Consider the following 23,909-nt stretch of genomic DNA (forward strand, 5'->3'; position numbering starts at 1 on the left):
GCGGTGGACCCCCGCAGCGACCAGAAGGAGAAGCCGATGCGTACCGTCCCGCACTGGATCGATGGCAAGCCGACCGAGGGCGCCGTCGACGCCGGCGAGGTCCGCACCGGGCCGGTGTACGACCCGAGTAGCGGCGAGCAGATCGCCACCGTGCCGTTCGCGAGCACCCAGGACGTCGACACCGCGGTTGCCGCCGCCAAGGCCGCGTTCAAGACGTGGCGCCGCTCGAGCCTCGCCCAGCGCACCCGCGTCCTGTTCGCGTTCCGTGAGCTGCTCGACCGCCACACCGACGAGCTGGCCCGGATCATCAGCCGCGAGCACGGCAAGACGATCCCGGACGCCAAGGGCGAGGTCGCCCGTGGCCTGGAGATCGTCGAGTTCGCCTGCGGCATCGGCGAGCACATCAAGGGCGACCAGAGCCCCAACGTCTCGACCGGTGTCGACTCGTTCTCGGTGCGCCAGCCGCTGGGCGTCGTCGCCGGCATCACGCCGTTCAACTTCCCGGCCATGGTGCCGCTCTGGATGTCGCCGATCGCGATCGCCTGTGGCAACACGTTCATCCTCAAGCCCAGCGAGAAGGACCCGTCGGCCGGCGTCCGGCTCGCGGAGCTCTGGGCCGAGGCCGGCCTGCCCGACGGCGTGTTCAACGTGCTGCACGGTGACAAGGTCGCCGTCGACGGCCTGCTCAACCACCCGGACGTCGCCGGGGTGAGCTTCGTCGGCTCGACCCCGATCGCGCAGTACATCCACCAGACCGCCACCGCCAACGGCAAGCGCGTCCAGGCACTCGGCGGTGCGAAGAACCACATGGTCGTGCTGCCCGACGCCGACCTCGACCTGGCCGCCGACGCCGCGGTGTCCGCGGGTTACGGCGCGGCCGGCGAGCGCTGCATGGCCGTCTCGGTCGTGGTGGCGGTCGGCGCCGTGGGTGACCAGCTCGTGGGCAAGATCGCCGAGCGCATCCCGGCCGTGAAGGTCGCTCCCGGCGACGAAGCGGGTGCCGAGATGGGCCCGGTCATCTCCGCCCAGCACCGCGACAAGATCAAGAGCTACATCGACCAGGGTGAGGCCGCCGGTGCCACGCTGGTCGCCGACGGCCGTGGCACCAGCGTCGAGGGCCGGGAGAACGGTTACTGGGTCGGCCCGACGCTGTTCGACAACGTCGGCAAGGACATGACGATCTACACCGACGAGATCTTCGGCCCGGTGCTGTCGGTCGTCCGGGTCGAGACCTACGACGACGCGCTGGACCTGGTCAACTCGAACCCGTACGCGAACGGCGTCGCGCTGTTCACCTGCGACGGCGGCGTCGCCCGGCAGTTCGGGCTCGACGTCGAGGTGGGCATGGTCGGCATCAACGTGCCGATCCCGGTGCCGGTGGCCACCTACTCTTTCGGTGGTTGGCGGAACTCGCTCTTCGGCGACGTGCACATGTACGGGGCCGAGGGCGTGCGGTTCTGGACCCGAGGCAAGGTTGTCACGACGCGGTGGCCCGACCCGTCCCACCGTGGCGTCGACCTTGGGTTCCCCCAGAACAAGTAAGGAGCACGGATGTCTCGCGCCTATGAACTCGACCGGGCTCACGTCTTCCACTCTTGGTCGGCCCAGTCGCTGATCAAGCCGATGGTGATCGAGGGCGCTCAGGGCTCCTACATCTGGGACCCGGACGGCAACCGGTACCTCGACTTCACCTCGCAGCTAGTGTTCACGAACATCGGGCACCAGCACCCGAAGGTGGTCGCCGCGATCCAGGAGCAGGCCGCGAAGCTCTGCACGGTGGCACCGGCGTTCGCGAACGACGTCCGGAGCGAAGCAGCGCGATTGATCGTCGAACGCGCGCCGGAAGGCCTGAACAAGGTCTTCTTCACCAACGGCGGTGCGGACGCCAACGAGAACGCGGTCCGGATGGCCCGGCTGCACACCGGTCGCCGCAAGGTGCTGACGACCTACCGCAGCTACCACGGCAACACCGCCACCGCGATGCAGATGACCGGCGACCCGCGTCGCTGGCCGAACGACGGCGCCGCGACCGACGTCCACCACTTCTTCGGGCCGTACCTGTACCGGTCGCCGTTCTGGGCGACCACCGAGGAGGAGGAGAACGACAGGGCCCTGGCGCACCTGGAGGCGACGATCCAGCTCGAGGGGCCGGCGACGATCGCGGCGATCGTGCTGGAGTCGATCCCGGGGACGGCCGGCATCCTGGTTCCGCCGGGCGGTTACCTGGCCGGCGTCCGGGAGCTGTGCAACCGGTACGGCATCGTGTTCATCGCCGACGAGGTGATGGCGGGGTTCGGCCGCGCCGGTGAGTGGTTCGCGGTCGACCACTGGGGTGTCACCCCGGACCTGATCACGTTCGCCAAGGGTGTGAACTCCGGATACGTGCCGCTGGGCGGCGTCATCATCTCGGATGAGATCGCCGCGACGTTCGCCGAGCGTCCGTTCCCGGGCGGCCTGACCTACTCCGGGCACCCGCTGGCGGCCGCCGCAGCGGTGGCGACGATCAACGCGATGGCCGACGAGGGCATCGTGGAGAACGCCGCCCGGCTCGGTGAGGACGTGTTCGGTCCGGGCCTGCGCGAGTTGGCCGCCCGGCACCCGGTGATCGGCGAGGTCCGTGGCCTGGGCGTCTTCTGGGCCCTCGACCTGGTGAAGAACCGGGAGACCCGGGAACCGCTGGTGCCCTACAACGCGGCGGGCGCCGACAACGCGCCGATGGCCGAGTTGCTGGCCGAGGCGAAGCTCCGCGGGCTGATCCCGTTCGTCAACATGAACCGGATGCACGTCGTGCCGCCGTGCACGATCAGCGATGGTGAGGCCAAGGAGGGCCTGGCGATCCTGGACGAGGTGTTCGGTCTGCTGGACCGCCACCACGTGTAGATCCACGCCACCCGATCGATGGGGGATCGGGCCCGCTGACCGCGGGCCTGGTCCCCATCGTGGTAACGGCGAGTTAATGAACCGGTACAGCTTATCTGCAATAGGCATGATCTACTCAAAAGGTGTCTCTGCCGCTGTGTGTGCTTGCACTCTCTCTCGGAACAGCGGTCGGCGCGGTACGCGGTAGCTGCCGATGTGCCTCGGCGCTCGCCGTTCTCGCCCCGGTATGGATCCTCGCCAACGGCCCGGTGGAGGGCCTCGTCCTTTGGACGCTCGACAGCGAGCACGGGCTCACCACGGCCGACCTGCTGACGATCCCGATGCTCGGGCTGGCGACCTGGCGCCTCGGCCGGAGTACCGAGGTCCGGCGATGGCTGGCCGCTCGGTCCCGCCCGGCGCAGCGTCCGCGGGTCGCGCCGCACCGGGTGGCACTGATCAGGCTCGGCGGCCGCCGCGTGCCGGTCGGCCCTCGGTCCGCGGCGCGCCTGGCCGACAGCGGCGTGGCCACAGCCTCAGTGGGACGGTCGGTCCGTGGCGTTGCCCGATCCCGTCGGGTCGCCGGACGCCTCCGCCGCTTATCGGTGAGCGGCTCGTTTCGGGTCGTCATCCACAGGGGGACCGGCCGGGGCACCGAGCGACTGACCGCGCTACTAGGCTCTTCGCGTGCGCGTCCTCGTTATCGGATCCGGTGCCCGCGAACATGCCTTGTGTACGGCGCTGGCAGCTGACCCCGCCGTCGAGCGTCTGGTGTGTGCTCCCGGCAACGCCGGCATCGCGGCGGTGGCCCAGATCGAGCCGGTGAAGCCGACCGATCCCTACGCCGTCGCGGCGCTCGCGCGCCAGGTCGAGGCCGACCTGGTCGTGATCGGCCCGGAAGCGCCGTTGATGGCGGGCGTTGCCGACATGGTGCGCGAGGAGGGTGTTCCCGTCTTCGGTCCGGACGCCGCGGCCGCGCGCATCGAGGGCTCGAAGTCGTTCGCGAAGGCCGTGATGAGCGCGGCCCGCGTCCCCACCGCGGAGTCCCGCACCTGCGACGACCCCCAGCAGGTGGAGGCGGCGCTCGACCTGTTCGGCGCTCCCTACGTGGTCAAGGCCGACGGGCTCGCTGCGGGCAAGGGCGTCGTGGTCACCGACGACCGTGCGGTGGCGCTCGCCCACGCGGAAGACTGCGGGCGCGTCGTGATCGAGGAGTACCTCGACGGCCCCGAGGTGTCACTGTTCGTCATCACCGACGGCAGTGCCGCGGTTCCGCTGCTGCCCGCGCAGGACTTCAAGCGCATCGGCGACGACGACACCGGCCCGAACACCGGCGGTATGGGTGCCTACACGCCGCTGGCCTGGCTGCCTGGCGGCACGATCGACCAGGTCATGAAGGACGTCGTCACGCCGACGCTCAACGACCTGGCCAGCCGGGGCACGCCGTTCGTCGGCGTCCTCTACGTCGGGCTCGCGATCACGACGCGCGGGCCGCGCGTGATCGAGTTCAACGCACGCTTCGGCGACCCGGAGACGCAGGTCGTCCTCGCGATGCTCGAGACGCCGCTGGCCGGTCTGCTCAACGCGGCCGCCACCGGGACGCTGGCCGCGCACCCGCCGCTGCGGTGGCGCGACGGCGCCGCTGTCACCGTGGTCATGGCCTCGGCGGGGTACCCCGGAACGCCGCGCACCGGTGACGTGATCACCGGCGCCGACCAGCCCGGCGTCCTGCACGCCGCGACCGTGCGGAACGACGCGGGTGACTTGGCGACCAGCGGCGGCCGGGTGCTCTCGGTGACCGCGACCGGCGACGACCTCGCCGCCGCCCGTGCCGGCGCGTACGCGAAGGTCGAGCAGATCACGTTCGAGGGCGCTCAGTACCGCTCCGACATCGCGGCCAAGGCCGAGGCCGGGGAGATTACGCTCGGCTGACCGGGGCTCAGATGCTCCAGATGCGGACCCCTCGATCCGCCTCGGCAGCCGCCAGGTACTTGCCGGACGGGCTGAACGCCATCGCGTCGACGAAGCGGAACCCACCGGGCGGCGGGTTGCCCACCGGACGGAGCGTCGTGGGGTCGTAGAGCTTGACCGGCCCCTCGATGCTCGCGCAGGCGAGCATCTTGCCGTCCGGGCGGAACGCGAACGCACCGATCGAATCGGTCTTCGGTACCGGGATCGAGCGTCCGGTCCGTGCGTCCCACAGGTGTACGCCGGACGCGCTGACGCTGGCGACGACTCGGCCGTCCGGCCGGTAGACCAACTCGTCACCGGCGGTGCCCACGGTGCTGGACGGCGAATCCGTCTGGCGGAGCCGCTCCCGCGTCGCGACGTTCCAGAACGACACCGAACCGTCGTCCGACAGCGTCGCCAGCATCTTGCCGTTCGGGCTGAACTTCACGGCGTTCACCGCGACCCGGTACGCCGCCCCCTCCGGGGTGGCATCGATCGGGTCACCGAGCTGCTGACCGTTGTTCGCGTTCCACAGCCGGACGGTGCCATCCGCGCTGGCGCTGGCCACCGTCTGCCGGTCCGGGGAGAGCGTCACGCTGTTCACGACGCCCATCCGTCCAGCGCCGAACGGCCTGGTCGCCAGCCGGCCGGTGTCGAGGTTCCAGACCTCGATCGATCCCCGCATTCCGGCGGCGACCAGTCGACGCCCGTCCCGGCTGAACTCGAGCGAACGCATCTCCGCGGGACCGCTGGCCGGCATGCCGTTGGTCGAATCGAACCGTGCCAGCCGGGCCTTTCGGCCCACCTTCCACAGCGTGATCGTGCCGTCGACGTTCGCGGTCGCGAACAAGTCGCCGTACCGGCTGTGGAACTCGACGTCGTTCGCCCGGACGCCGACGTCGCCAATCACCTTCCAGGTCGGTCCGAACGGCGCCGGGGACGGCGAGGTCGCGACGTTCGGCGTGCTGCTGTTCGTGACGCGCGGGTAGGCGAGCGCTGCGGCGGCGGCCAACCCGATGACCAGCAGCGCCGCCGAACCGCCGAGAATCCAAGCCCATTTTGAACGCCGTGATGGGGGCGCGACCACTATTTCCGGATCTTCTTCCCCGGCGAGCAGGGCTTGAATTCGAGCGGCGAAAACGTGATCGCGTTCCAGTTCGAATTGCAATGTTCGAATTGCGGCGTCTTTCGCTTCATCGTCCGTAGGGTGCTCCGTGATTCGCTGGTAGGCTCCGCGTCCGTCGTCGCTCAGAAGTAAACGGTCGGCAACGGCCCTGAACAGCGATTCGGACGTCACGTCCCCTTCGGTTTCCGTCGGGTTCGCGTCCGCTTGCGCCAATCGACTGGTTATCGCCTCGATGGCCTGGGAAGCGGGTGCTGCGTCCACGGGCAGTTCTCCCTGTGCCAAGTAGCGCTCGGCGGCCGTGGCACGGCCGGGCGGAACAGGGGCAGAATAACGCGGACGCCGGGGTCCCCGGATGCGCTCACGTCATTTCCGTGGCTGGCGGGGAAACCGGTGCGAATTGTTCGTCAATCAGCTGCGGATGTCGCCCAGGTCCCGTCGTCGCTGACCGTGATGCGGTACGGCAAGCTGTCGCCGTCGGTGAACGTGATCAGGCACTGGTAGGTGCCGGTGCCTGAGGTGTCGACGGCCTCCTCCACGCAGGCGGCGTCGGTGACGGCGAGCCCGGGGGAGCTGCTCGACTTCAGCTGTTGCTCGAGCCGGCTGGTCGTCATCACGGTGGCCGACTCCAGGTACACCGGGACCAGCACCGCGATCACCAGGCCGAGGACGAGCGTCCACATCGCGAAGCTGCCGACCAGCGCTCCGGCGAACACACCCCAGTAGCGGCCGACGGGCAGGCCGAGAGCGCGAGCGTCGCTGGAGCGACGGGCGGCCGAGATCGCGCCGAAGATCCCGAAGAACACGGTGAAGACCGCTACCGGCCAGGCTTTCGGGCCCTCGAACGCGGAGTGCCAGGTCGGCGGCGTGGCGTATCCGTAGCCGTACCCGGGTGAGTCGAAGCTCGGCAGGCGACCGACCGGCTGGAAGTCACCCGGGAACGGGCCGGTCGGCGCGTACGCGGGCGGGAACGCAGCGGCGCCACGGGTCCAGGGTGCGGCCCCGACGGCAGCGGGCTCGCCCTGCGCGGGCGCTTGGTCGGGCTCCGCGACGTCCGTGGGTGCTGCGGCCTCGGAGGGCGGGGGTGGCTCGTTGGCAGCAGGGCTCGTCATCGGACTCTCCAGGGAAGGAAGCGTGGTCGCGCTTTCCCGATGTCGACGTCCGTGCGGCGGAACGCTGCTAATTCGGGCATCCGCACCCGCCTCGCAACCACGCCGAAAGCATCAGGTGCGGCCCGCTCCGGCCGATGAACCGTTCATGCCCACGCTCGGCGGACGGCATCGTGGCCTGCGAGTCCTCGTCGCTACCGCGATCAGCATCTCCACCCTCGCCGCAGCCGAGCCGACCTCGGTCACGCTCGGCTACGCGTTCGCCCGGCCGGGCGCTGCGCCGGTGACGGCGGCCGCCACCACCCCGGATGCCCAGCGGAACATCGTCCGCAGCCGCGCTCTTCACACCGCACCCGGCAGCGCCGCAGCCGTCGCACTGGCCAAGACGCCGCGCTCGGAGACCCGCACCCGAACGCTGCTCGGGAAGATCGCGGGTCAGCCGCAGGCGGTCTGGTTCGGCGACTGGCTCAGCCCGGCGAAGGCACGGACGCAGGCCGCGTCGCTGGTGGCCGCCGCCAAGAAGGCGAACAAGCTGCTCCCGGTGGTGCTCTACAACATCCCGTTCCGCGACTGCCACGGTTACTCCGCCGGTGGCGCGAAGAGCGACGCCGCGTACCGCACGTGGGTGGACCAGGTCGCTGCCGGTCTGGCCGGCGGCAAGGTCGTCGCGGTACTGGAACCGGATGCCCTGCCGCACCTGGACTGCCTCACCGGCCCGCGGCAGTCGTCCCGGCTGGCCCTACTGCGGTACGCGGTGGCGAAGCTGACCAAGACGTCCGGCATCGCGGTTTACCTGGACGCCGGACACAACGCGTTCAAGCCGGCCGCCACGATGGCCGCCCGGCTCGAGCAGGCCGGTATCGACCAGGCCGCCGGGTTCGCGTTGAACGTGGCGAACTTCCAGACCACCGCGGACGAGGTGGCGTACGGACGTCAGGTCTCGGCGGCCTCCGGTGGTGCGCACTTCGTGATCGACGTCAGCCGGAACGGCAACGGGCCCTGGACCGGCACCCAGTCCTGGTGCAACCCGCCCGGGCGGGCGCTCGGGGCGCGACCCACCACGTCGACCGGTGATCCGCTGCTGGACGCGTCGCTCTGGGTGAAGACGATCGGGTTGTCCGACGGCACCTGCCGCGTCGGTGCGCCGAAGGCCGGCGTGTGGTGGCAGGCGTACGCGATCGGGTTGGCGTCTCGAGCGCGCTGGTGATCCGGTCAGCGTTCGGCCGTCGCGCGCCGGAGAAAAGCCTGTTCGGACGCATTGTCGGTGCGGGCGAGCGCGGCCTCGTAGGCGGCTCTGGCCTCGGTGTCGCGCCCGAGGCGGCGCAGCAGGTCGGCGCGGACCGCGTGGAACAGGTGATAGGAGTCCAGAGACAGGCCGTCGACCAGCGTGAGCGCCGCGGCGGGGCCTTCGACCTCGGCGACCGCGACGGCCCGGTTGAGCGCCACCACCGGTGTCGGGGTCAGCACCAGCAACTGGTCGTAGAGCTCCTTGATCCGCGTCCAGTCCGGGTTCGGTCCGTCGGTGTGCACCGCGCTGATCGCCGCCTGCACCTGGTAGGGGCCCGGCTGTCCGCGCCGTAGGCACTGCCGGACGAGCGCGCGGCCCTCCGCGACGAGCGTCGCGTCCCACGTCGAGCGGTCCTGGTCGGCCAGCGGCACCAGCGTCCCGTCGTCGCCGACCCTCGCGTTCCGGCGGGCTTCGGCCAGCAGCATCAGTGCCAGCAAGCCGCGGGCCTCGGGTTCGTCCGGCATCAACTCGACGAGCAGCCGCCCCAGCCGGATCGCCTCCGCGCACAGGTCGGCCCGGACCAGCCGGTCGCCGGTGCTGGCCGCGTACCCCTCGTTGAAGACGAGGTAGAGGACGGCCAGCACGGCGCGCAGGCGGTCGGGGAGGTCAGCCTCCCTGGGCACCCGGTACGGGATGCGGGCCGCGGAGATCTTCTTCTTCGCGCGGGTGAGCCGGGCCGCCATCGTGGGCTCCGGCACCAGGAAGGCTCGCGCGATCTCGGCGGTGGTGAGGCCGCCGAGGAGGCGGAGCGTGAGAGCCACCCGGGCCGTCGGGGCCAGCGCGGGGTGGCAGCAGGTGAAGATCAGCCGAAGTCGGTCGTCCGGCACGGCGCCCACCTCCTGCGGCGGCTCGTCGTCGAGCAGGGCGGCTGCTCGGGCGTGGCGTGCGTCCCTGGTGCTCTCGCGCCGGACCCGGTCGATGGCGCGGTTGCGGGCAGTGGTGATCAGCCATCCGGCGGGGCTGGGCGGGACGCCTTCGGTCGGCCAGCGGCTCAGCGCGGCTTCGAACGCGTCCTGGACGCATTCCTCGGCCAGGTCGATGTCACCGCAGACGCGGACCAGCACGGCGACGGTGCGCCCGTACTCCGCCCGGAAGACGGCTTCGATCTCCGCCGCCGACGCCGGGCGCCGGCCCGGCGTCGGCGGCGTCGCGGACGAGGTCAGGAGTCCACCCGGTGGAACGGGCGGACCTCGATCGGGAGCCCGATCGTCGCCGCGGTGCGCCGGCCCCAGCGCAGCGCCTCGTCCAGATCCGCGGCCTCCAGGATCGTGAACCCGCCGAGGTACTCCTTGGCCTCGATGAACGGGCCGTCGGTGAGCAGCACGTCGTCGCTGGAGAGCGTCCCGCTCGGAAGCAGCTCACCGGTCGCGCGCAGCACGGTCGCGGTGTCCGGGGCCTCCAGCCCTCCGGAGAACACCCAGGCTCCGGCGTCCTTCATCTCCTGCTGGAGCTTGCCGAGGTTCTCGAAAACCCCGGCCAACGCCTCCGGCTCCGGCGCCGGACCCTCGGGCTGGTACACGCTGAGCAGGTACTGAGCCATCGTGGAACTCCGTTCGATCGGTTCGAGTCGTCAGCCCTTACACGAACGGCCCCGCGCCGAATCGACAACTCGTCCGAGAAATTCCGACGGCCTTGCGGCGTCCGCGCGCTTACCCCTTATATGACCACCATGAGCGCTCCGGATGTCGAGACGCCGATCAGTGTCCTCGCGCGGATCGACCACGCGGAGGCGATGGATCTCACGGTGGTCGAGCACGATCGCTTCCACGCCCTGCTCGACGGCCTGGGCCCGGACGACTGGGAGCGCCCGACCGAGTGCGAGGGCTGGGACGTCCGGGCGGTCGCCGTGCACGTGCTCGGGTCGGCGTGCGCGCAGGCGTCCGTCCGGGAACTGGTGCGACAGGTCCGCGCGGGGCGCCGGAGCGGACAGCGACGCTGGCGTGATCGCGCGAACGCCGCGCAGCTGGCGGAGGGCGCACGGCTGGACCCGAGCGAACTGCCGGACCTCTGGGCTGCGGCGTCGTACCGGGCGTTGCACGCGCGGCAGCGTGTCCCGGCGCTGATTCGCGCGCTGCCGGTGCTGCCGCTGGGCCGCATCGACGGCGTCCGGTTCGGTTGGAAGCCGATCGGCTACCTCTACGGCATCGGCTTCACACGCAGCGTGTGGATGCACCGGCTCGACATCGCCGGTGCGACCGGACGCGAACCGTGGACGAGCCCCGAGCACGACGGGCGCATCATCGCCGATCTGGTGGCCGAGTGGGCCACGACCCACTCGGAGCCGTTCACGTTACGGCTGACCGGTCCGGCGGGCGGAAAGTTCGTGCGGGACCCCGCCGACCCGGGGACGACGGTCGAGATCGACGCGGTGGAGTTCGCCCGGATCCTGGCCGGCCGGGCGAAGGGCACCGGAGTGCTCCGGCACCCGCTTCCACTGGTCTGAGCGCTCAGGCTGCGCGAACCCGGCGGTGGGCGGCGTACGCACGGGAGATCAGCCGGATCCGCGGCGGCATCCGCGACCACACCGCGCCCATCGTCCGCATCACCCGGCGGAACCGGCGTTCGTCGCGGTCCGTCCAGGTGATGCCCAGCTTCTCCCGGACGACCGGCGGGAACACGCCGTAGTTCAGCCAGCGCAGCGGCGGGGAGATCAACGGCGCGACACCCCGCCACAGCAGCCGCGGCACGCCCGGGTACGGCGCCGCGCCGAAGTCGTCGAAGAGGCGTAACAGCCGGAGCGCGGCCGGCGTCGGCTCGAGGACGTCGGCGCACATCCGGTCCCAGTACGCGCAGAAGGCGGCGTAGTCGGCGGGCACCGGCGCATGCTCAACCCGTACATCGCGTACCAGTCGACCGACTCCCGGTACAGCTGCTCCTTCTGCGCGGCGGTGAGCTCGATGCCGCCGATCTCGATGCCGTAGAAGATCGCGCGGACGAACGTGGCATGTGCCCAGTAGTACGTCTCGGGGTCGAGCGCGTGGTAACGGCGGCCCTGCTCGTCGATGCCGGTGATCGGCTCGTGGTAGCGGCGGATCTGCTCGGCGGTCGCCAGCGCTTCCGGCCCGTCGTAGACGACGCCGAGGATCTGGGGGAGCGAGCGGATCAGCCGGTCCCACGGGTCGTCGTAGACGTCGGAGTGCTGGGTGACGCCGGCGCCGAGCGCCGGATACATGTTCTGGAGGATGCCGTAGGCGGCGCCGTGCAGGTATCCGAGCCGGGAGCCGAAGTGTTGCCACACCATCGAGTCCGGCCCGAACGGCTCGGGTGCCGGACGTGCTGCCCGTGACGTCGCAGCTGAGGGACGGTCCATGGATCCTCCCCGGGGAGTAATCTGGTGGCACCTGCCACCAATTAGACCTAGCCGCCCCCGTTCCGTCAACATCGCTGGTGTGGCAAGCGCCCGGCGTCCGTATAAGGGAGCCTCGGCCGACGAACGTCGGTCCGAGCGCCGCAGACGCTTGCTCACGGCCGGCCGGGAGCTGTGGGGTGACCACGGCTGGGCGGCGGTCACGATGCGCGGTGTCTGCGCGCGGGCGAACCTCAACGACCGGTACTTCTACGAGAGCTTTCCGGACGTCGAGGCGTTGCTGCTCGCGGTCTACGACGAAGCGCTGCAGGAACTGGTCGCGCGTACCGAACGGGCGATGACGGAAGCGCCCGCCACTCCCGAGGCGCAACTGCGCGCGGTGATCGGGGCGTTCGTCCACACGCTGGCCGACGATCCGCGCGGTGCCCGGATCGGACTCGTCGACCCGGCGGGCAGCGCCGCGCTGGAGCAGCGACGCCGCGCTACCTACCACGTGTGCGCGGAACTCAGCCTGGCCGCGGTGAAGCCCTACCTGCGGCCGGGTGCGGACGAGCGGAAACTGCGCTGGGACGCGTTGTTCTCGCTCGGCGGATTGGGTGAGCTCGTCCTCACCTGGCTGACCGGATCGCTGGAAGCGACCGCCGAGGAAATCGTGGAACATTTGGTGACTGTTGTTCTCCGAGTGGGAATCCCGCACCTTCGGGAATTGCGGGAAACCTGATCCGCGCTTCGGTTGATCGGCGCCTCGGCCGAACGGACGATCATCCTGGTCACGGTATCGGCGCTTCTGTCGTCTCTATTAAGCGAACCTAGTTGGAAGATGAAGATGATGCATTTGGTTTGGACTCGCATCGGAAGTTGCCTAACGTACTTATTATTAGAGCGGATGCTGGCATAGGTGGGGGAAACCGATGCGGCTGATCGCGGGCCGATATGAATTGCATCGAGAGCTGGGCGCCGGGGGAATGGGGGCCGTCTGGCTCGGGACGGATCAAGTGCTGCGGAGATCCGTGGCGATCAAGGAAGTCCGGCTGGCGCCACTGGACGCCGTCGGCACGACGAGGCTCACGGCGGCGGCCTTCCAGGAGGCGCGGGCCGCGGCGGCGCTCAGCCACACGCACATCGTTCCGGTGTACGACGTGGTGGAGCACCGCAGCCGGCCGTGGATAGTGATGCTGGCGATCGAGGGGCCGACGCTCCAGCAGCAGGTGCAGGAGAGCGGTCCGCTGCCGGTCGACACCGTCGCGCGGATCGGGCGGAGTCTCGCGTCCGCGCTGGACGCCGCCCACGAGCAGGGCATCGTCCACCGGGACGTGAAGCCGGCGAACGTGCTGCTCGCCGCCCACGACCACCCGTGGCTCACGGATTTTGGCATCGCGCAGTCGCTCGCCGTCGCGTCGTCGTCCTCGTGCCGGGCCGCCAAGGGGAGCCCCGGCTACGCGGCGCCGGAGCAGGTGCGCGGCGAGCCGCCCGGCCCCGCCGTGGACGTGTTCGGGCTCGGCGCGACGCTGTATTACGCGGTGGAGGGTGACCACGCGTTCCACGGCGAGGACGGCTGGGCGACGCTGATGGCGCCCGAGTACGGGACGCCGCGCAAGCCGGAGCGGGCGGCGTGGCTGGAGCCGATCCTGCTGCGGATGATGGCGCGGCGCCCGGCCGAGCGGCCGACGCTGACCGCGGTGCAGGAGGCGCTCCGGGTGCGGCGGCTCGCTCCGCGCCGCCGCCCGGGCCGCTGCTGCTTCACCCGCCTGCGCCGCCGCTGAGCCGCGGGGCCGCGGGGGCCGCTCCGCCGCTGAGCCGCGGGGCCGCGGGGGCCCCGCTGCGCAGCGGAACCGGCCTGCGGGCCGGCCCCCGCGGCCTGAGGGTCCCGCGGGCTCACTCCGTCGGCGAGTGAACCGGCGTGACGGTCGCGACGAGTGCCCGGTGGTCACCGACCGGCAGGATCCGGGTGTGCAGTGACTCCACCGTGAGCCCCTGGGTGATCACGTAGTCGATCGTCCGGTCGGGATGGCGCAGCGGAAACGTCTCCAGCCCGGCCGTCGCGGTCCAACCGGCGGCCTCGACGGCGGGCACCACCACCGACGGTGGCAAGTTCAGATCGCCCATCAGTAGGTGCGGACCCGGCCGACGGCGGAGCACGTCGATCACGGCCGCGAGCTGGATCTCCGCCAGCGCGGGCCGGAAGTCGAGGTGGGTGACGCCGACCGAGAGCGTCTCGCCTGCGGTGTGCACGTGGGCAAGGATGGCGACCCGCTGCTCGGCCCCTTCGTACCGGGACGTCTGCGGCAGGATCACCACCTCGCGGTCGCCCAGGTCACCGTCGACCAGCAGCGCGTTGCCGTACTCGCCGCCCTCCATCTCCATCGCGGCGCCGAAGCACGACTGCATGCCGGTCTCCTCCGCGGCCAGCGCGGTGAGATCGGTGCCGCCGGAGCGCGTAGTACATCGGTCGACCTCCTGGAGCGCGATCACCGAAGCGCCCAGCTCCGCGCAGGCCTTCCCGAGCAGACCGGGTTCGACCGCACCCGCCTCCGTCCTCCCGTGCTGGATGTTGAACGTCGCGACGACCACGGACCCCACCGGCTGCCCCTCTCTTTCCGCCCTACTGCCGCTTACCCCGCAGATGGTCCAGACATGTTTGGCACCCGGAACGGGTAGCGAACGCTCATCCCCTTTGAAGTGAGAGGACGCGATGGCCCTGCTACATCCCACGCTCCCCGGTGACGTCGACCGCGCGGTCGTCAACGACCACGCCGCCGTGCTGCGCTTGCTCGAGCACCTCGAGACGGGGTCCGGCGATCGCCGGACCCTCGCCGATCAGGTGGTCCACCGATTCTCGGTGCTGTCCGCGGGGATGGAACAGGTCGTGCTCCCCGCGGTCGCCAAATTCGAGGGGGACGCCGGGCGGCGGCCGGTCTCTGCGATCGTCGACGAGGCGGTGAGCGGCCAGCACGCTGCGAAGGAGCGGCTGGCCGTGCTGGAGGCTGCGGAGCCGGGCGAGCCGGAGTTCGCGCAGGCGCTGCTCCGGCTGATCGAGGGCACCCGCGTGCACTTCACCCAGGTGGCCGATGAGCTGCTGCCGGTACTTCGCCGGTCCGGCGCCGACCTGCATGCGCTCGGCGCGGACTACCTGGCGGCGCGGCGCCGTTCGTCCGGCCACGTGCACCCCGACGCGCCGGTGTCCCCGGCCGCGTCCCGGATCGTCCATGCGGTGACGTCGGTGATCGACGGGCTCCGCGACCGGTCGTCCGGGCGTACCGATCGCCTGACCACCGACGCGTCCGGGCTGCTCGACCACGACGCCCAGCGGGTGATCGACGCGTTCGCGCAGCTGGAGCCGGACCCGCTGGACTCGCTCGACGTGGCCGACGCACGGCAGCGCGGATCGATCGGAGCCGTGCTCTCGGCACCGGAGCCGGCGCCGGTGGGGAAGCGGACGATCGACGGCGTGCCGGTGGTGCTGTTCCGGCCGGCCGGCGCGGAGGAGACGCTGCCGGTCGTCGTGTACGCGCACGGCGGGGGCGGCGTGCTCGGAGCCGCGGTCGACCTGACCGCGCAGGCGCTCTCCGATCAACTCGACAGCGTGGTCGTCAGCGTGGACTACCGGCTGGCGCCCGAGCACCCGTTCCCGGCCGGTCACGAGGACTACCGGGTGGTCCTGGAGTGGGTCCTGGCCAACGCCCGGGAACTCGGGGCGGATCCGGCGCTGGTAGTCGCGGCCGGAGAGTCGATGGGCGCGAACATCGCCGCGTCGGCCTGCCTGAGCCTGACCGGCGGGTCGCGCCCGGTGGCGCTGCTGATGATCGTGCCGGTGACGACGGCGGCGCAGGACACACCGTCCATGCTGGACTCCGCCGAAGCGGCGACGCTCGACCGGCCGTCGCTGGACTGGTTCCTGACGCACCTGTTCGGACAGCCGACCGATGCGACGGATCCGCGGTTCGCACTGCTGGAGGCGCCGGCGGAAGCGCTCGCCACGCTACCGCCGACGCACGTCGTCACCGCTGACCGCGACCCGCTGCGGGACCAGGGTGAGCTGTTCGCGGCGCGGCTGTCCGAGGCAGGCGTGGCGACGACGCTCAACCGCTACTCCGGCGTGCCGCACAACTTCTTCGCGCTCGGCGCCGACCTCCAGGCGTCCGTGCAGGCCCAGCTCGACGCCGCCACCGCCCTGCGTCCGTACCTCGCCTAACGTCCTCCCGCCCGGAGGACCTCGATGAAGGTTCGGATGAACACCTTCACGTCGAGCCAGAGGGACCAGTTCTCGATGTAGTAGTTGTCGAACCGGGCACGGTCGGAGATCGGTGTGTCCCCGCGCAAGCCACTGACCTGCGCGAGCCCGGTGAGTCCCGCCGGTACGCGGTGGCGGTACGCGTACCGGCGGTGTTCCGCCGAGAACCGCTCCACGAAGAACGGACGCTCCGGGCGCGGCCCGACGATCGTCATGTCGCCGCGCAGGATGTTCCACAGCTGCGGCAGCTCGTCCATCGACGTCCGGCGCAGCACCCTGCCGACCGGCCCGACCCGGTTGTCGTGCGCGATCGACCAGTTGGTGGCCGACTCCGCCTCGTTCACCGGACGCATCGACCGGAACTTGTACAGGTCGAACGGCTGCCCGTCGCGCCCGATCCGCTGCTGCGTGAACAGGACGCCCGGCCCGCCCTCCAGCCGCACGGCTATCGCGATCACGGCCATCAGCGGGCTGAGCAGGATCAGGCCGACCGTCGCGACGACGAGGTCGACCGCCCGCTTCGCCAGCCACATCGGACCGTCCAACCGAGGCTGCCGGATACGCATGATCGGGATCGCACCGATGTGGTCGGGCAGTCCGGTCTGGGTGTGGAACTCGCGCATCCGCGGCACGACCAGCAGGTCGCAGCGCGCCGCGCGCGGGCGGCGCACCAGCTCGACCAGGCGGGCGTCGTCCGGGGTGTCGGCGACCAGGAGCACGTCGGAGCCGGTGGCGCTGATGACGTTCTCGATCTCGTCGAGGCCACCGCGCCACGGCACGTCGATACCTCCCGCCGGCCCCGCGTCGCTGACGTGCGCGACGACCCGCAGGCCGTACTGGGGATAACGCCGCAGCAGGTCGGTGAGCTCCATCGCGGCTTCCCCCGAGCCCACCAGGACCGTTCCGTGTGCCACCAGCCGCGCCCGGCGTCCATAGAGGATCACCTGGCCGGTGAGAAAGCGACCGACGATGACCAGCGCCATCGCGGCCGCGGCAGCGCGGAGGAAGTTGCCGAGGATGACCGTGTCCTCGTGCCGGATCGAGGTGATCACGGCGACCACTGCGGCGGCGGTCAGCAGCCGGCCCAGCAGCAGCGGTAATTCGTCGAGGATGCTCAGGTGCAGCCGGGCGCGGTAGCGGCCACCGGTCGCGAACAGCGCCACGGTCAGCAGGGCCATCGAGAGGACGGCCTTGAGGTTGCCCAGCGTCCAGATGGCCGGGATCGACAGCATGACCAGGTCGACCGGCAGGACGATGTAGTACGCCTTCATGTGCGGCACCCACCTGCGCAGGCGCCGCTTGATGAAACCGTCGTGCGGAGCTTTCGGTGCTGGCGGATCGGTCAGCGGCTGCGGCTTCCGTCCGGCCGGGCTGAGTGCGGCGCCGGGTTCGGCGTCCTGCACCGGAGCAGCCGGATCGAGATCGACCACCGGGTGTTCACCAGTTACCTGCGACACCATTCCCACCCCTGGAAAACGGGCTGCGCGGCCCGTGGTCGGTTGACGGCAGTTGGGCTGTCGGGATCACTCGCATCAAGGACGTAATGCTCCGGTCACATAAAGACGCGTAATGGCGGCGTCACATCATGATCGCTCCTTCCGCATCCGCTGTCGCCCCCGAGCGGGAAAAGATCGCCATGTTTTACGAGCGATTAACCCCATTGCGGGGACGCTGACCTGGTCAAATTGCTGCTCTGCAGGTGGACGGTCGGCTATCGGACTGATGGTGTGCCTGAATGGTTGACAACGATGGCCTGGTCGGTTGATTTTATTTCCGGCGTGTGACGGGACGTCGTTGGTGTGGCCCGGTGTCGTTCGCGCGACCGGATTATGGCGGAAATTCCGGTTGCCTCTCCGGGTTACTCTGGTCTTTCGTCGGTCGTGCGAGCACTGCGGTAGCCCTCGACAGCGCGTTCCGCAGCGCTCTCCCAGGACAATTCGCGCTTCATGAACTCGTATCCGGCGATCCCCATGCGCTCGGCGTCGGCGGGTGACTGGAGCAGTACCAGAAGAGCCTCCGCGAATCCGTCCGGAGTGGGTTCTGCGAGCAATCCGGTCTCACCCGCGATGACGACGTCCCGCATCGAACCGACGTCGGTAGCGACGACCGGCCGGGCGAACGTATACGCCATATGTACGACGCCGCTGATATTGACGATCTCGTAGGGAAGCGCGACGACCCGGGCTCCGGCGAACAGACCAGGCACATCCTCCATCGCGACATATCCCGGTTTCAACTGGACGCCGGGGATATCGGCGGCATGTTTCGTGACCGCATCCAGATCCATGTCGCCCATCACCGGACCGGCGACCACGAGCTCCGCGCTCGGCAACTCCGCGCGGACTTTCGCGAACGCGTTGAGCAGCATCGGGATGTTCTTGTAGCGCGTCCAGGTGCCGAAGAAGACCACCCGTGGCGGAGCGGAGGCCGCACCGGGTGTCTCCGCGGCGTCCCCGGCGAACGCGGAGTACTCGCCGTGGCCGATCACCGCGGTGCGCCGCACCTCGGGATAAGCCTTCACCAGGTCGTCGCGCGGGCCGGGGCCGAGTGTCAGGACCAGGTCGAACGACTTGTACGCCGCGCGGAGCGCCCGCATCGTCACCGGGTCGGACTTCTCGACCGAGTCGTGGTCGCCGCTGACGTCGTACGGCGTCGGGTTGTGGGCGACCTCGGCGATGACCGTGCCGGGCCGGCGCGCCTTCGCGAGCCGGACGGCGAAGAAGCTGTCGAGCGCGAACCGCATCTCGCCCAGCTGGACGACGTCCGGCCGGGCGCTGCGGACGTACCGCACCAGCTTCGTCCACGAGTACGTCAGCCGCGCCGCCCGCCACACTCGGCGGACCTTGCGGAACCAGGTGGCCTCGCCGGTGTCCGCGCCGGGATGCCAGGTGGGGAAGTAGGACCGGACGGTGAAGCCGGGCACCTGGGTCGACAACTCCGGCTCGGGGCCGGTCAGCAGCGTGACGCGGTGGCCCAGCCCGGCGAGCGCCTCGCCCAGCATGAAGTTGAATTGGAACATCCCGCCGCTGGGGAGGAACTCCACCAGGACGATCGTCAGCGGACCATCGGAGACGGTGCGATCAGTCACGAAAACAGAACCCGTTCGTTCGTCGAGTCGGACTCGGTCGTGGATGGGTCCGTCGTCGTCGACGTCTTGTCACCCGCGCCGGCCTGAGCCGGAGCAGCGGCGGGGGCAGCCGGCGCGGGCGGCCCAGCCGGAGCGGGCGTGGGCGCGGGCGGGGCGGCCGGAGCCGTGGTGGCCGGAGCCGGGGTCGCCGGAGCCGGGGTCGCCGCGGCGGCGGGGCTCGGGTCCGCGGCCGAGAACGGCGGGCGCCGCAGCGGCCGGCGCGACCGGCGGCGGGGCTGCAGGACCTGGTACGCGGCCTGCTGGACGGCCAGTGCCACCGCCAGGGCCGCGATCACCGTGCCGGCGATGACGATCCACGGTGCGGTGCCCGCCGAGTACGCGGTGTTCGCGGCCGGCCGCACCTGGGTCGCGGCGTACGGCTTGATCATCGACTGCAGGTAGGTCGCGCTCAGCGCCGCGGTCCGGTCGGCCAGCTGTTCCGCGATCCGCGCGGTGCTCGCCTCGGCCTCGACGAGCAGCACCGACGTGGACGGCACGACGGTGACCGTCACGGTCGTGTCGGCGGCTTCGGCGGTCGAGAGCCCCAGCGCCTTCTCCGCCTCGGTCTCGAACCGGCCGCTCTGGGCCACCTCGGCCATCGTGGCGACGACCTGGCCGCGGCTGAGCGTCTCCAGGAAGCTGGCCTGGTCCTGGGCGGCCAGCGTGCTGGCAGGCAGGACGATCAGCGTGGTTTCCGCCTTGTAGCGGCCCTGCTGCGTCAGCGCGAAGACCACGCCGGCGGCCAACACGAGTAACGCCGCGACAGCCGCGATCAGCAGGCTGCGTCGCAACGGCTGGAAATCACTCACTGGACGTCCCATCTTCGGTGCTCGGCTGCGTCCTGCGGCCCCGGCGTCGCGGCCCGGCGAGTACGGACCGGTACGCGTCGGCGAGGCGGGCGCTCAGTATCGGCAGATCATGCCGCTCCTCGGCGCGTTTCCGTGCTGCTGCGCCGATCGTCTGACGCCGTTGCTTCGACGCGAGTACGTCCGCCAGAGCCTCGGTGAGGGCCGGTACGTCCCCGGGCTCGATCACCCGACCTTCGACACCGTCCCGGATCAGCGTCGGTACCGCGCCGATCGCGGTGGCCACGACCGGCAGGCCGCCGGCCATCGCCTCCAGGATGGCCATCGGCTGGCCCTCAAGATAGGACGGAAGCACAAACACGTCGCTCTGCCGCAGCCGCGCGCGGACCTGCTCGCCGTACTCCGGCCCGACACACGCGCCCGACAGCCCGGCGGCGTCGAGGGCGGCGGTGACCCGCCCGTACTCCTCGTCCGGCGTCGGGCCCTGGCCACCGACGATCACCAGGTCGAACGACACGCCCCGCGTGCGGAGCTCGGCGCAGGCCGCAGCCAGTTCCGGTACGCCCTTGCGGGCGCAGACGACCCCGACGAACAGCACGGTCGGGACGTCGGCGTCGAGCCCGGCGGGTTCGAAGCTACCGACGTCCACCGCGTTGTCGACGGTCTCGACCGGCGTCTTCGGCAGGATCCCGGCGAACGTCCGAGTGCCGGCCTCGGAGACCGTGAGCACCAGCGCGCTGACCCCTACCGCGCGGAGGATCCGCCGGTCGCGGGCGCTGTAGTCGGCGACCTCGGGACGCCCGGCGTTACCGGTGGCCGAGTGGACGTGCGCGATCACACCGCGGGTACCCGCCCGCGCCGCCAGGCAGAGCGCCGCGGCCCGGATCGTGGGCAGGCCGGGGTCGGCCACCAGCTGGACGTGCATGATGTCGGCGCGGCGGGCGGCCCGGAACGTCTTCCAGGCGTCGCTGAGCGCGTGTGTGATGTTGGAGAACACCAGCTTGCCGCCCTGACGGGTGGCGGTCCGTGCGGTGTTCAGCAGCTCGACGTCGAACTCGGCGGCCAGCCGTGGGTCGCCGGTGATCGTCTCGGCGAACGTCGCGATGCCACCCCGCATCGGTGCGGCTTCGGCGACCACGACGACGCGTGGGCGAACAGGAACCGTCACGCGACGGTCCCCGCTCTGTGACTGTCACTTCCTGCCGCGGCTTCCTCGTACAGCGCTCGCAGCTGTCGAGCCCAGTTCACGGCGTCGAAATGTTGTTCAACGTGGGCGCGGGCCGTGACGCCCATCGCGGCCCGGCGGGACGGATCGTCGAGCAGGGAGATCAGCGCGTCGGCGATCGCGTTCGGGTCGCCGGGTGGCGTCAACACGCCGGTGACGCCGTCCTCGACGATGTCGGGGATGCCGCCGATCCGGCTCGCGACGACCGGACGAGCACACCCGGCGGCCTCGATCAGCACGGTCGGCAGGTTCTCGCCGTACGTGGAGGGCAGCAGGACGACGTCCGAGGCGCGCAGGATCTCGGCCACATCGGAGCGGGCGCCGGCGAAGATCACGTCCTCGGTCAGCTCCGCCTCGGCGACCTGGCGCCGTAGGTTTTCGGTCTCGTTGCCGGCGCCGACCAGCAGTAACCGTGCGTCCGGGCGAGCCGCGCGCACCTTCGGCCAGGCGCGCACCGCGTGCGTGATGCCCTTGAAGTCGCGGTGAGCGGCCAGCACCGTGACGACCGGCCGTCCGGTGACGCCGAACTCGGGCGGCATCAGCGACGGTCCGGGCGAGAAGTGGGCCAGATCGACGCCATTGTGGACGACGATCCAGTTCTTCGGGACCCGACCGGATCGGCGGTACTTCTCCGCGAACGACGTCCGGGACGCCTCCGACACGAAGATCGTGCGGTGCGAGCGGCCGGCCACCTCGACCGCGAGCTTCTCCCGCCAGGCGGCCCTACCCGGCAACGGCCGGTGGACGTGGTGGAACGTGCAGAGCGCCTTCCGTCCGGCGAGCTTCGCGGCCGGCACTCCGAGCGTCATCGCCATCTCGAGGTGGGCGTGGACGACGTCCGCGCCGGACTCCTTGATCGCGGCGGCCAGCAGGCGCGGCGCACGGGGGTCGAGCGTGCGGCGAACGCCCAGATAGCGGGGCTCCAGCCCGGATTCGCGCAACAGGGGTTCGAGCTTCGAGTGCTCGTCGGAAGGAGGCAGGAGGCTGAGCACGTCCATCTCGAACCCGGCCGCGCCCGCGACACGACCGAGTTGCGCGATCAGTGTTTCGGCTCCCCCTAACCGAAACGCGTCGACGAGCGTCAGTACTCGAACCATATGACTCCCACCCGTGGACACGTCAGGTAGCGAGGCCGACATATGTTCACATCGACAATGTCTGGTTGCAGAACATTACGCAGCGTGCCCATCGGCAACGACGGGACGAATAGGCCTGGGTGTTGGTTTCGGCGCCCACGTTAGCATGCGTTCGGATCGCGGTTCCGGGCCGTCAGATCGCCCGATGCCCACCAATTGGTGGTGCGCGAATGGGACATTCAACCGTCTGGGGGGAGGAAAGGTGTCACAGTCCAGCGCTTCCGAGGGTGATGTCGACGCGCGTGATCCCGGAAGAGAGGACCGTGAACCACCCGTTCAGCCGAGCCTCGCGGGCGCTGCCACCAGGGGTTTTCTCTGGACGACGCTGGCGTGGGGCGGTAACCGTCTGGTGGTACTGGCGCTCACCGCGTTACTAGCGCGCCTATTGGTTCCGGAGGATTTCGGCCTCGTAACTGCGGGGTTGACGATCATCACCTTCTTTGACGCCGCTCTCGATCTCGGCGTCGGCTACGCGCTCGTGTACGAACAGGAACGCGGAATCAACGCGCGAGTTCGGCTCGCTGCTGGCCTCAATCTGGTGCTCAGTGCAGCGATCTGTGCAATCGGCGTGGCGGCTTCACCGTTCATTGCGCGACTGTTCGGCGAATCCGACCAGACAGAGTTGTTCGCAGTGCTTTTTCTCTACCCGTTGTTCCGCGGTGCCGCCCAGGTGAACGACGCGATCCTCAAACGCGACATGTTGTTCAAGAAACGGACCGTCGCGGATCTGACCCGGGCCGCCGTCCGGGTCGTGGTGTCGATCCCGCTGGCGCTGACCGGCTTCGGCGCGTGGAGCATCGCGCTCGGCATCATCGCCGGTGAGGCCGCCTGCATGGTGTTCCTCTGGTCGCTGGTGCCGATCCGTCCCGACTTCCGGCTGCGCTGGAGCCGGATCCGGACGCTGGTGTCGTTCGGTGGTGCGGTGACCGGCGTTCGCGTGCTCGGGTCGTTCCGGTCGAGCGTCGACTACCTGTTCATCGGCGCCGTGCTCGGTTCGGCCGCGCTCGGCTACTACGGCATGGGCTACCGGCTGCCCGAGCTGATCATCGCGAACGTGCTGTGGATCTTCACCACGGTGGCGTTCCCGGTCTACGCCAGGGCGCGGATCGAAGGCCTGGAGAAACTGCGGGCCACGATGCTGCGGGCGACGCGGCTGGTCGCGCTGTTCGGCCTCGCGGCGGGCGTGGCGCTGGCGGTGCTGGCGCCGCTGGCGATCCCGGTCGTGTTCTCGGAGACCTGGGAGCCTGCGGTGGTGCCGATGGCGCTGGTGTCGCTCGCGCTGGCCTGCCAGTCGCTGGGGTGGGCCAGCGGCGACGTGTTCTCGGCTCTCGGCAGACCCGGCCTGCTGCTCGCCCTGGACATCCCGGCGACGATCCTCGTGACGATCGCGTTCGGGGTGGCCGCGCAGCAGAGCATCGCCGCGGTCGCCGCAGTCCACATCGGCTTCGAGATCGTCTACGCGATCATCCGGGTCACGCTCGCGGTGCGGGTCACCGGCGTCGCGGCAGCCGCGATGGCCCGGACGCTGGCGCCCGCGTTCGCCACCGGCGCGGCGATCGCCGCCGTGGGTCTGCCGCTCCGCTCGGTGCTGCCGGAGGACTCGTTCTGGTCGCTGCTGGCGCTGACCACGGCGTGCGGGGTCACCGCGGCGGTGGTCGGCGGGCTCACCGCGCGGCGCGAGGTCCTCGGCGTCCTCAGCGCCGTCCGCAACCGGGTGGCCCCCGCCGGCTCGCGTCAACCGGCGCAGTAGT

At 70.4% G+C, this 23,909-nt stretch carries 19 protein-coding genes and 1 pseudogene; 9 read left to right on the top strand and 11 right to left on the bottom strand.

Features of this window, described 5'->3' with window-relative positions; all coding sequences use genetic code 11:
* Positions 1-36: 36 nt before the first annotated feature.
* The 3 genes from BUB75_RS29025 to purD all read left to right on the top strand — a co-directional run bounded on the left by BUB75_RS29025 (position 37) and on the right by purD (position 4,788).
* On the top strand, positions 37-1,542 hold the full coding sequence (locus BUB75_RS29025) for a CoA-acylating methylmalonate-semialdehyde dehydrogenase (RefSeq protein WP_073261587.1): 1,506 nt from the start codon (positions 37-39) through the stop codon (positions 1,540-1,542).
* 9 nt (positions 1,543-1,551) lie between these two features.
* A complete protein-coding gene (locus BUB75_RS29030) occupies positions 1,552-2,880 on the top strand; it encodes an aspartate aminotransferase family protein (protein WP_073261174.1) in 1,329 nt (442 codons plus the stop codon).
* A gap of 663 nt (positions 2,881-3,543) precedes the next feature.
* The gene (gene purD, locus BUB75_RS29035) at positions 3,544-4,788 is read left to right on the top strand and encodes a phosphoribosylamine--glycine ligase (RefSeq protein ID WP_073261175.1); all 1,245 of its coding nucleotides are present in this window, start codon (positions 3,544-3,546) and stop codon (positions 4,786-4,788) included.
* 7 nt (positions 4,789-4,795) lie between these two features.
* Here the strand turns inward: purD and BUB75_RS29040 are convergent, their stop codons facing one another.
* On the bottom strand, positions 4,796-5,893 hold the full coding sequence (locus BUB75_RS29040) for a WD40 repeat domain-containing protein (protein ID WP_143175465.1): 1,098 nt from the start codon (positions 5,891-5,893) through the stop codon (positions 4,796-4,798).
* A gap of 443 nt (positions 5,894-6,336) precedes the next feature.
* Positions 6,337-7,041, bottom strand: coding sequence for a hypothetical protein (locus BUB75_RS29045; protein WP_073261177.1), 705 nt, complete (start codon positions 7,039-7,041; stop codon positions 6,337-6,339).
* Positions 7,042-7,186: 145 nt separating this feature from the next.
* Here BUB75_RS29045 and BUB75_RS29050 point away from each other — a divergent pair, with 145 nt between their 5' ends.
* Positions 7,187-8,245: a glycoside hydrolase family 6 protein gene (locus BUB75_RS29050; RefSeq protein WP_073261588.1), complete on the top strand. Its 1,059-nt coding sequence runs from the start codon at positions 7,187-7,189 to the stop codon at positions 8,243-8,245.
* 5 nt (positions 8,246-8,250) lie between these two features.
* Here the strand turns inward: BUB75_RS29050 and BUB75_RS29055 are convergent, their stop codons facing one another.
* A complete protein-coding gene (locus tag BUB75_RS29055; protein ID WP_073261178.1) occupies positions 8,251-9,489 on the bottom strand; it encodes an RNA polymerase sigma factor in 1,239 nt (412 codons plus the stop codon).
* Positions 9,486-9,866 carry a YciI family protein gene (locus BUB75_RS29060; RefSeq protein ID WP_073261181.1) on the bottom strand — a complete coding sequence of 127 codons (381 nt, stop codon included), beginning with the start codon at positions 9,864-9,866 and terminating at the stop codon, positions 9,486-9,488. The genes BUB75_RS29055 and BUB75_RS29060 overlap by 4 nt, the downstream gene beginning before the upstream one ends.
* 129 nt (positions 9,867-9,995) lie before the next feature.
* On the opposite strand from BUB75_RS29060, the gene BUB75_RS29065 reads away from it, so the two are divergent.
* Positions 9,996-10,769 carry a maleylpyruvate isomerase family mycothiol-dependent enzyme gene (locus tag BUB75_RS29065; protein ID WP_073261589.1) on the top strand — a complete coding sequence of 258 codons (774 nt, stop codon included), beginning with the start codon at positions 9,996-9,998 and terminating at the stop codon, positions 10,767-10,769.
* Positions 10,770-10,773: 4 nt separating this feature from the next.
* Here the strand turns inward: BUB75_RS29065 and BUB75_RS48905 are convergent.
* A pseudogene (locus BUB75_RS48905) lies at positions 10,774-11,708 on the bottom strand (oxygenase MpaB family protein).
* 7 nt (positions 11,709-11,715) lie between these two features.
* Between BUB75_RS48905 and BUB75_RS29080 the strand changes: the two are divergent.
* Together BUB75_RS29080 and BUB75_RS29085 are read left to right on the top strand one after the other, a co-directional pair.
* Positions 11,716-12,354: a TetR/AcrR family transcriptional regulator gene (locus BUB75_RS29080; RefSeq protein ID WP_073261187.1), complete on the top strand. Its 639-nt coding sequence runs from the start codon at positions 11,716-11,718 to the stop codon at positions 12,352-12,354.
* A gap of 190 nt (positions 12,355-12,544) precedes the next feature.
* The gene (locus BUB75_RS29085; protein WP_073261189.1) at positions 12,545-13,396 is read left to right on the top strand and encodes a serine/threonine-protein kinase; all 852 of its coding nucleotides are present in this window, start codon (positions 12,545-12,547) and stop codon (positions 13,394-13,396) included.
* A gap of 112 nt (positions 13,397-13,508) precedes the next feature.
* Here the strand turns inward: BUB75_RS29085 and BUB75_RS29090 are convergent, their stop codons facing one another.
* Positions 13,509-14,213, bottom strand: a complete 705-nt coding sequence (locus tag BUB75_RS29090) for an endonuclease/exonuclease/phosphatase family protein (protein WP_084741860.1) — start codon at positions 14,211-14,213, stop codon at positions 13,509-13,511.
* Between the two features lie 112 nt (positions 14,214-14,325).
* On the opposite strand from BUB75_RS29090, the gene BUB75_RS44475 reads away from it, so the two are divergent.
* A complete protein-coding gene (locus BUB75_RS44475; protein WP_084741861.1) occupies positions 14,326-15,825 on the top strand; it encodes an alpha/beta hydrolase fold domain-containing protein in 1,500 nt (499 codons plus the stop codon).
* Here BUB75_RS44475 and BUB75_RS29100 read toward each other — a convergent pair.
* The 5 genes from BUB75_RS29100 to BUB75_RS29120 form a co-directional block, all read right to left on the bottom strand.
* The gene (locus BUB75_RS29100) at positions 15,822-17,135 is read right to left on the bottom strand and encodes a sugar transferase (protein WP_073261591.1); all 1,314 of its coding nucleotides are present in this window, start codon (positions 17,133-17,135) and stop codon (positions 15,822-15,824) included. The genes BUB75_RS44475 and BUB75_RS29100 overlap by 4 nt on opposite strands.
* A gap of 587 nt (positions 17,136-17,722) precedes the next feature.
* A complete protein-coding gene (locus tag BUB75_RS29105; protein WP_084741862.1) occupies positions 17,723-18,952 on the bottom strand; it encodes a glycosyltransferase family 4 protein in 1,230 nt (409 codons plus the stop codon).
* Positions 18,949-19,800: a hypothetical protein gene (locus tag BUB75_RS46540; RefSeq protein WP_178380002.1), complete on the bottom strand. Its 852-nt coding sequence runs from the start codon at positions 19,798-19,800 to the stop codon at positions 18,949-18,951. Before BUB75_RS46540 ends, BUB75_RS29105 begins: the two co-directional genes overlap by 4 nt.
* Positions 19,793-20,965 carry a glycosyltransferase family 4 protein gene (locus BUB75_RS29115; RefSeq protein WP_143175467.1) on the bottom strand — a complete coding sequence of 391 codons (1,173 nt, stop codon included), beginning with the start codon at positions 20,963-20,965 and terminating at the stop codon, positions 19,793-19,795. Before BUB75_RS29115 ends, BUB75_RS46540 begins: the two co-directional genes overlap by 8 nt.
* On the bottom strand, positions 20,962-22,119 hold the full coding sequence (locus BUB75_RS29120) for a glycosyltransferase family 4 protein (protein WP_073261193.1): 1,158 nt from the start codon (positions 22,117-22,119) through the stop codon (positions 20,962-20,964). The genes BUB75_RS29115 and BUB75_RS29120 overlap by 4 nt, the downstream gene beginning before the upstream one ends.
* A 184-nt stretch (positions 22,120-22,303) precedes the next feature.
* On the opposite strand from BUB75_RS29120, the gene BUB75_RS29125 reads away from it, so the two are divergent.
* Complete coding sequence (locus BUB75_RS29125; protein ID WP_245806321.1) at positions 22,304-23,908, top strand: lipopolysaccharide biosynthesis protein; 1,605 nt, start codon at positions 22,304-22,306, stop codon at positions 23,906-23,908.
* Position 23,909: the final 1 nt, after the last annotated feature.

The sequence above is a fragment of the Cryptosporangium aurantiacum genome (assembly GCF_900143005.1).
GTDB classification, from domain to species: domain Bacteria; phylum Actinomycetota; class Actinomycetes; order Mycobacteriales; family Cryptosporangiaceae; genus Cryptosporangium; species Cryptosporangium aurantiacum.

Excerpts from the sequence above, each read along its gene's own strand:
- BUB75_RS29025 (WP_073261587.1), top strand. The coding sequence starts at position 37 with ATGCGTACCGTCCCGCACTGGATCGATGGCAAGCCGACCGAGGGCGCC.
- BUB75_RS29030 (WP_073261174.1), top strand. The coding sequence starts at position 1,552 with ATGTCTCGCGCCTATGAACTCGACCGGGCTCACGTCTTCCACTCTTGG.
- BUB75_RS29045 (WP_073261177.1), bottom strand. The coding sequence starts at position 7,041 with ATGACGAGCCCTGCTGCCAACGAGCCACCCCCGCCCTCCGAGGCCGCA.
- BUB75_RS29050 (WP_073261588.1), top strand. The coding sequence starts at position 7,187 with ATGCCCACGCTCGGCGGACGGCATCGTGGCCTGCGAGTCCTCGTCGCT.
- BUB75_RS29060 (WP_073261181.1), bottom strand. The coding sequence starts at position 9,866 with ATGGCTCAGTACCTGCTCAGCGTGTACCAGCCCGAGGGTCCGGCGCCG.
- BUB75_RS29065 (WP_073261589.1), top strand. The coding sequence starts at position 9,996 with ATGAGCGCTCCGGATGTCGAGACGCCGATCAGTGTCCTCGCGCGGATC.
- BUB75_RS29085 (WP_073261189.1), top strand. The coding sequence starts at position 12,545 with ATGCGGCTGATCGCGGGCCGATATGAATTGCATCGAGAGCTGGGCGCC.
- BUB75_RS44475 (WP_084741861.1), top strand. The coding sequence starts at position 14,326 with ATGGCCCTGCTACATCCCACGCTCCCCGGTGACGTCGACCGCGCGGTC.
- BUB75_RS29100 (WP_073261591.1), bottom strand. The coding sequence starts at position 17,135 with ATGAAGGCGTACTACATCGTCCTGCCGGTCGACCTGGTCATGCTGTCG.
- BUB75_RS29120 (WP_073261193.1), bottom strand. The coding sequence starts at position 22,119 with ATGGTTCGAGTACTGACGCTCGTCGACGCGTTTCGGTTAGGGGGAGCC.
- BUB75_RS29125 (WP_245806321.1), top strand. The coding sequence starts at position 22,304 with ATGCCCACCAATTGGTGGTGCGCGAATGGGACATTCAACCGTCTGGGG.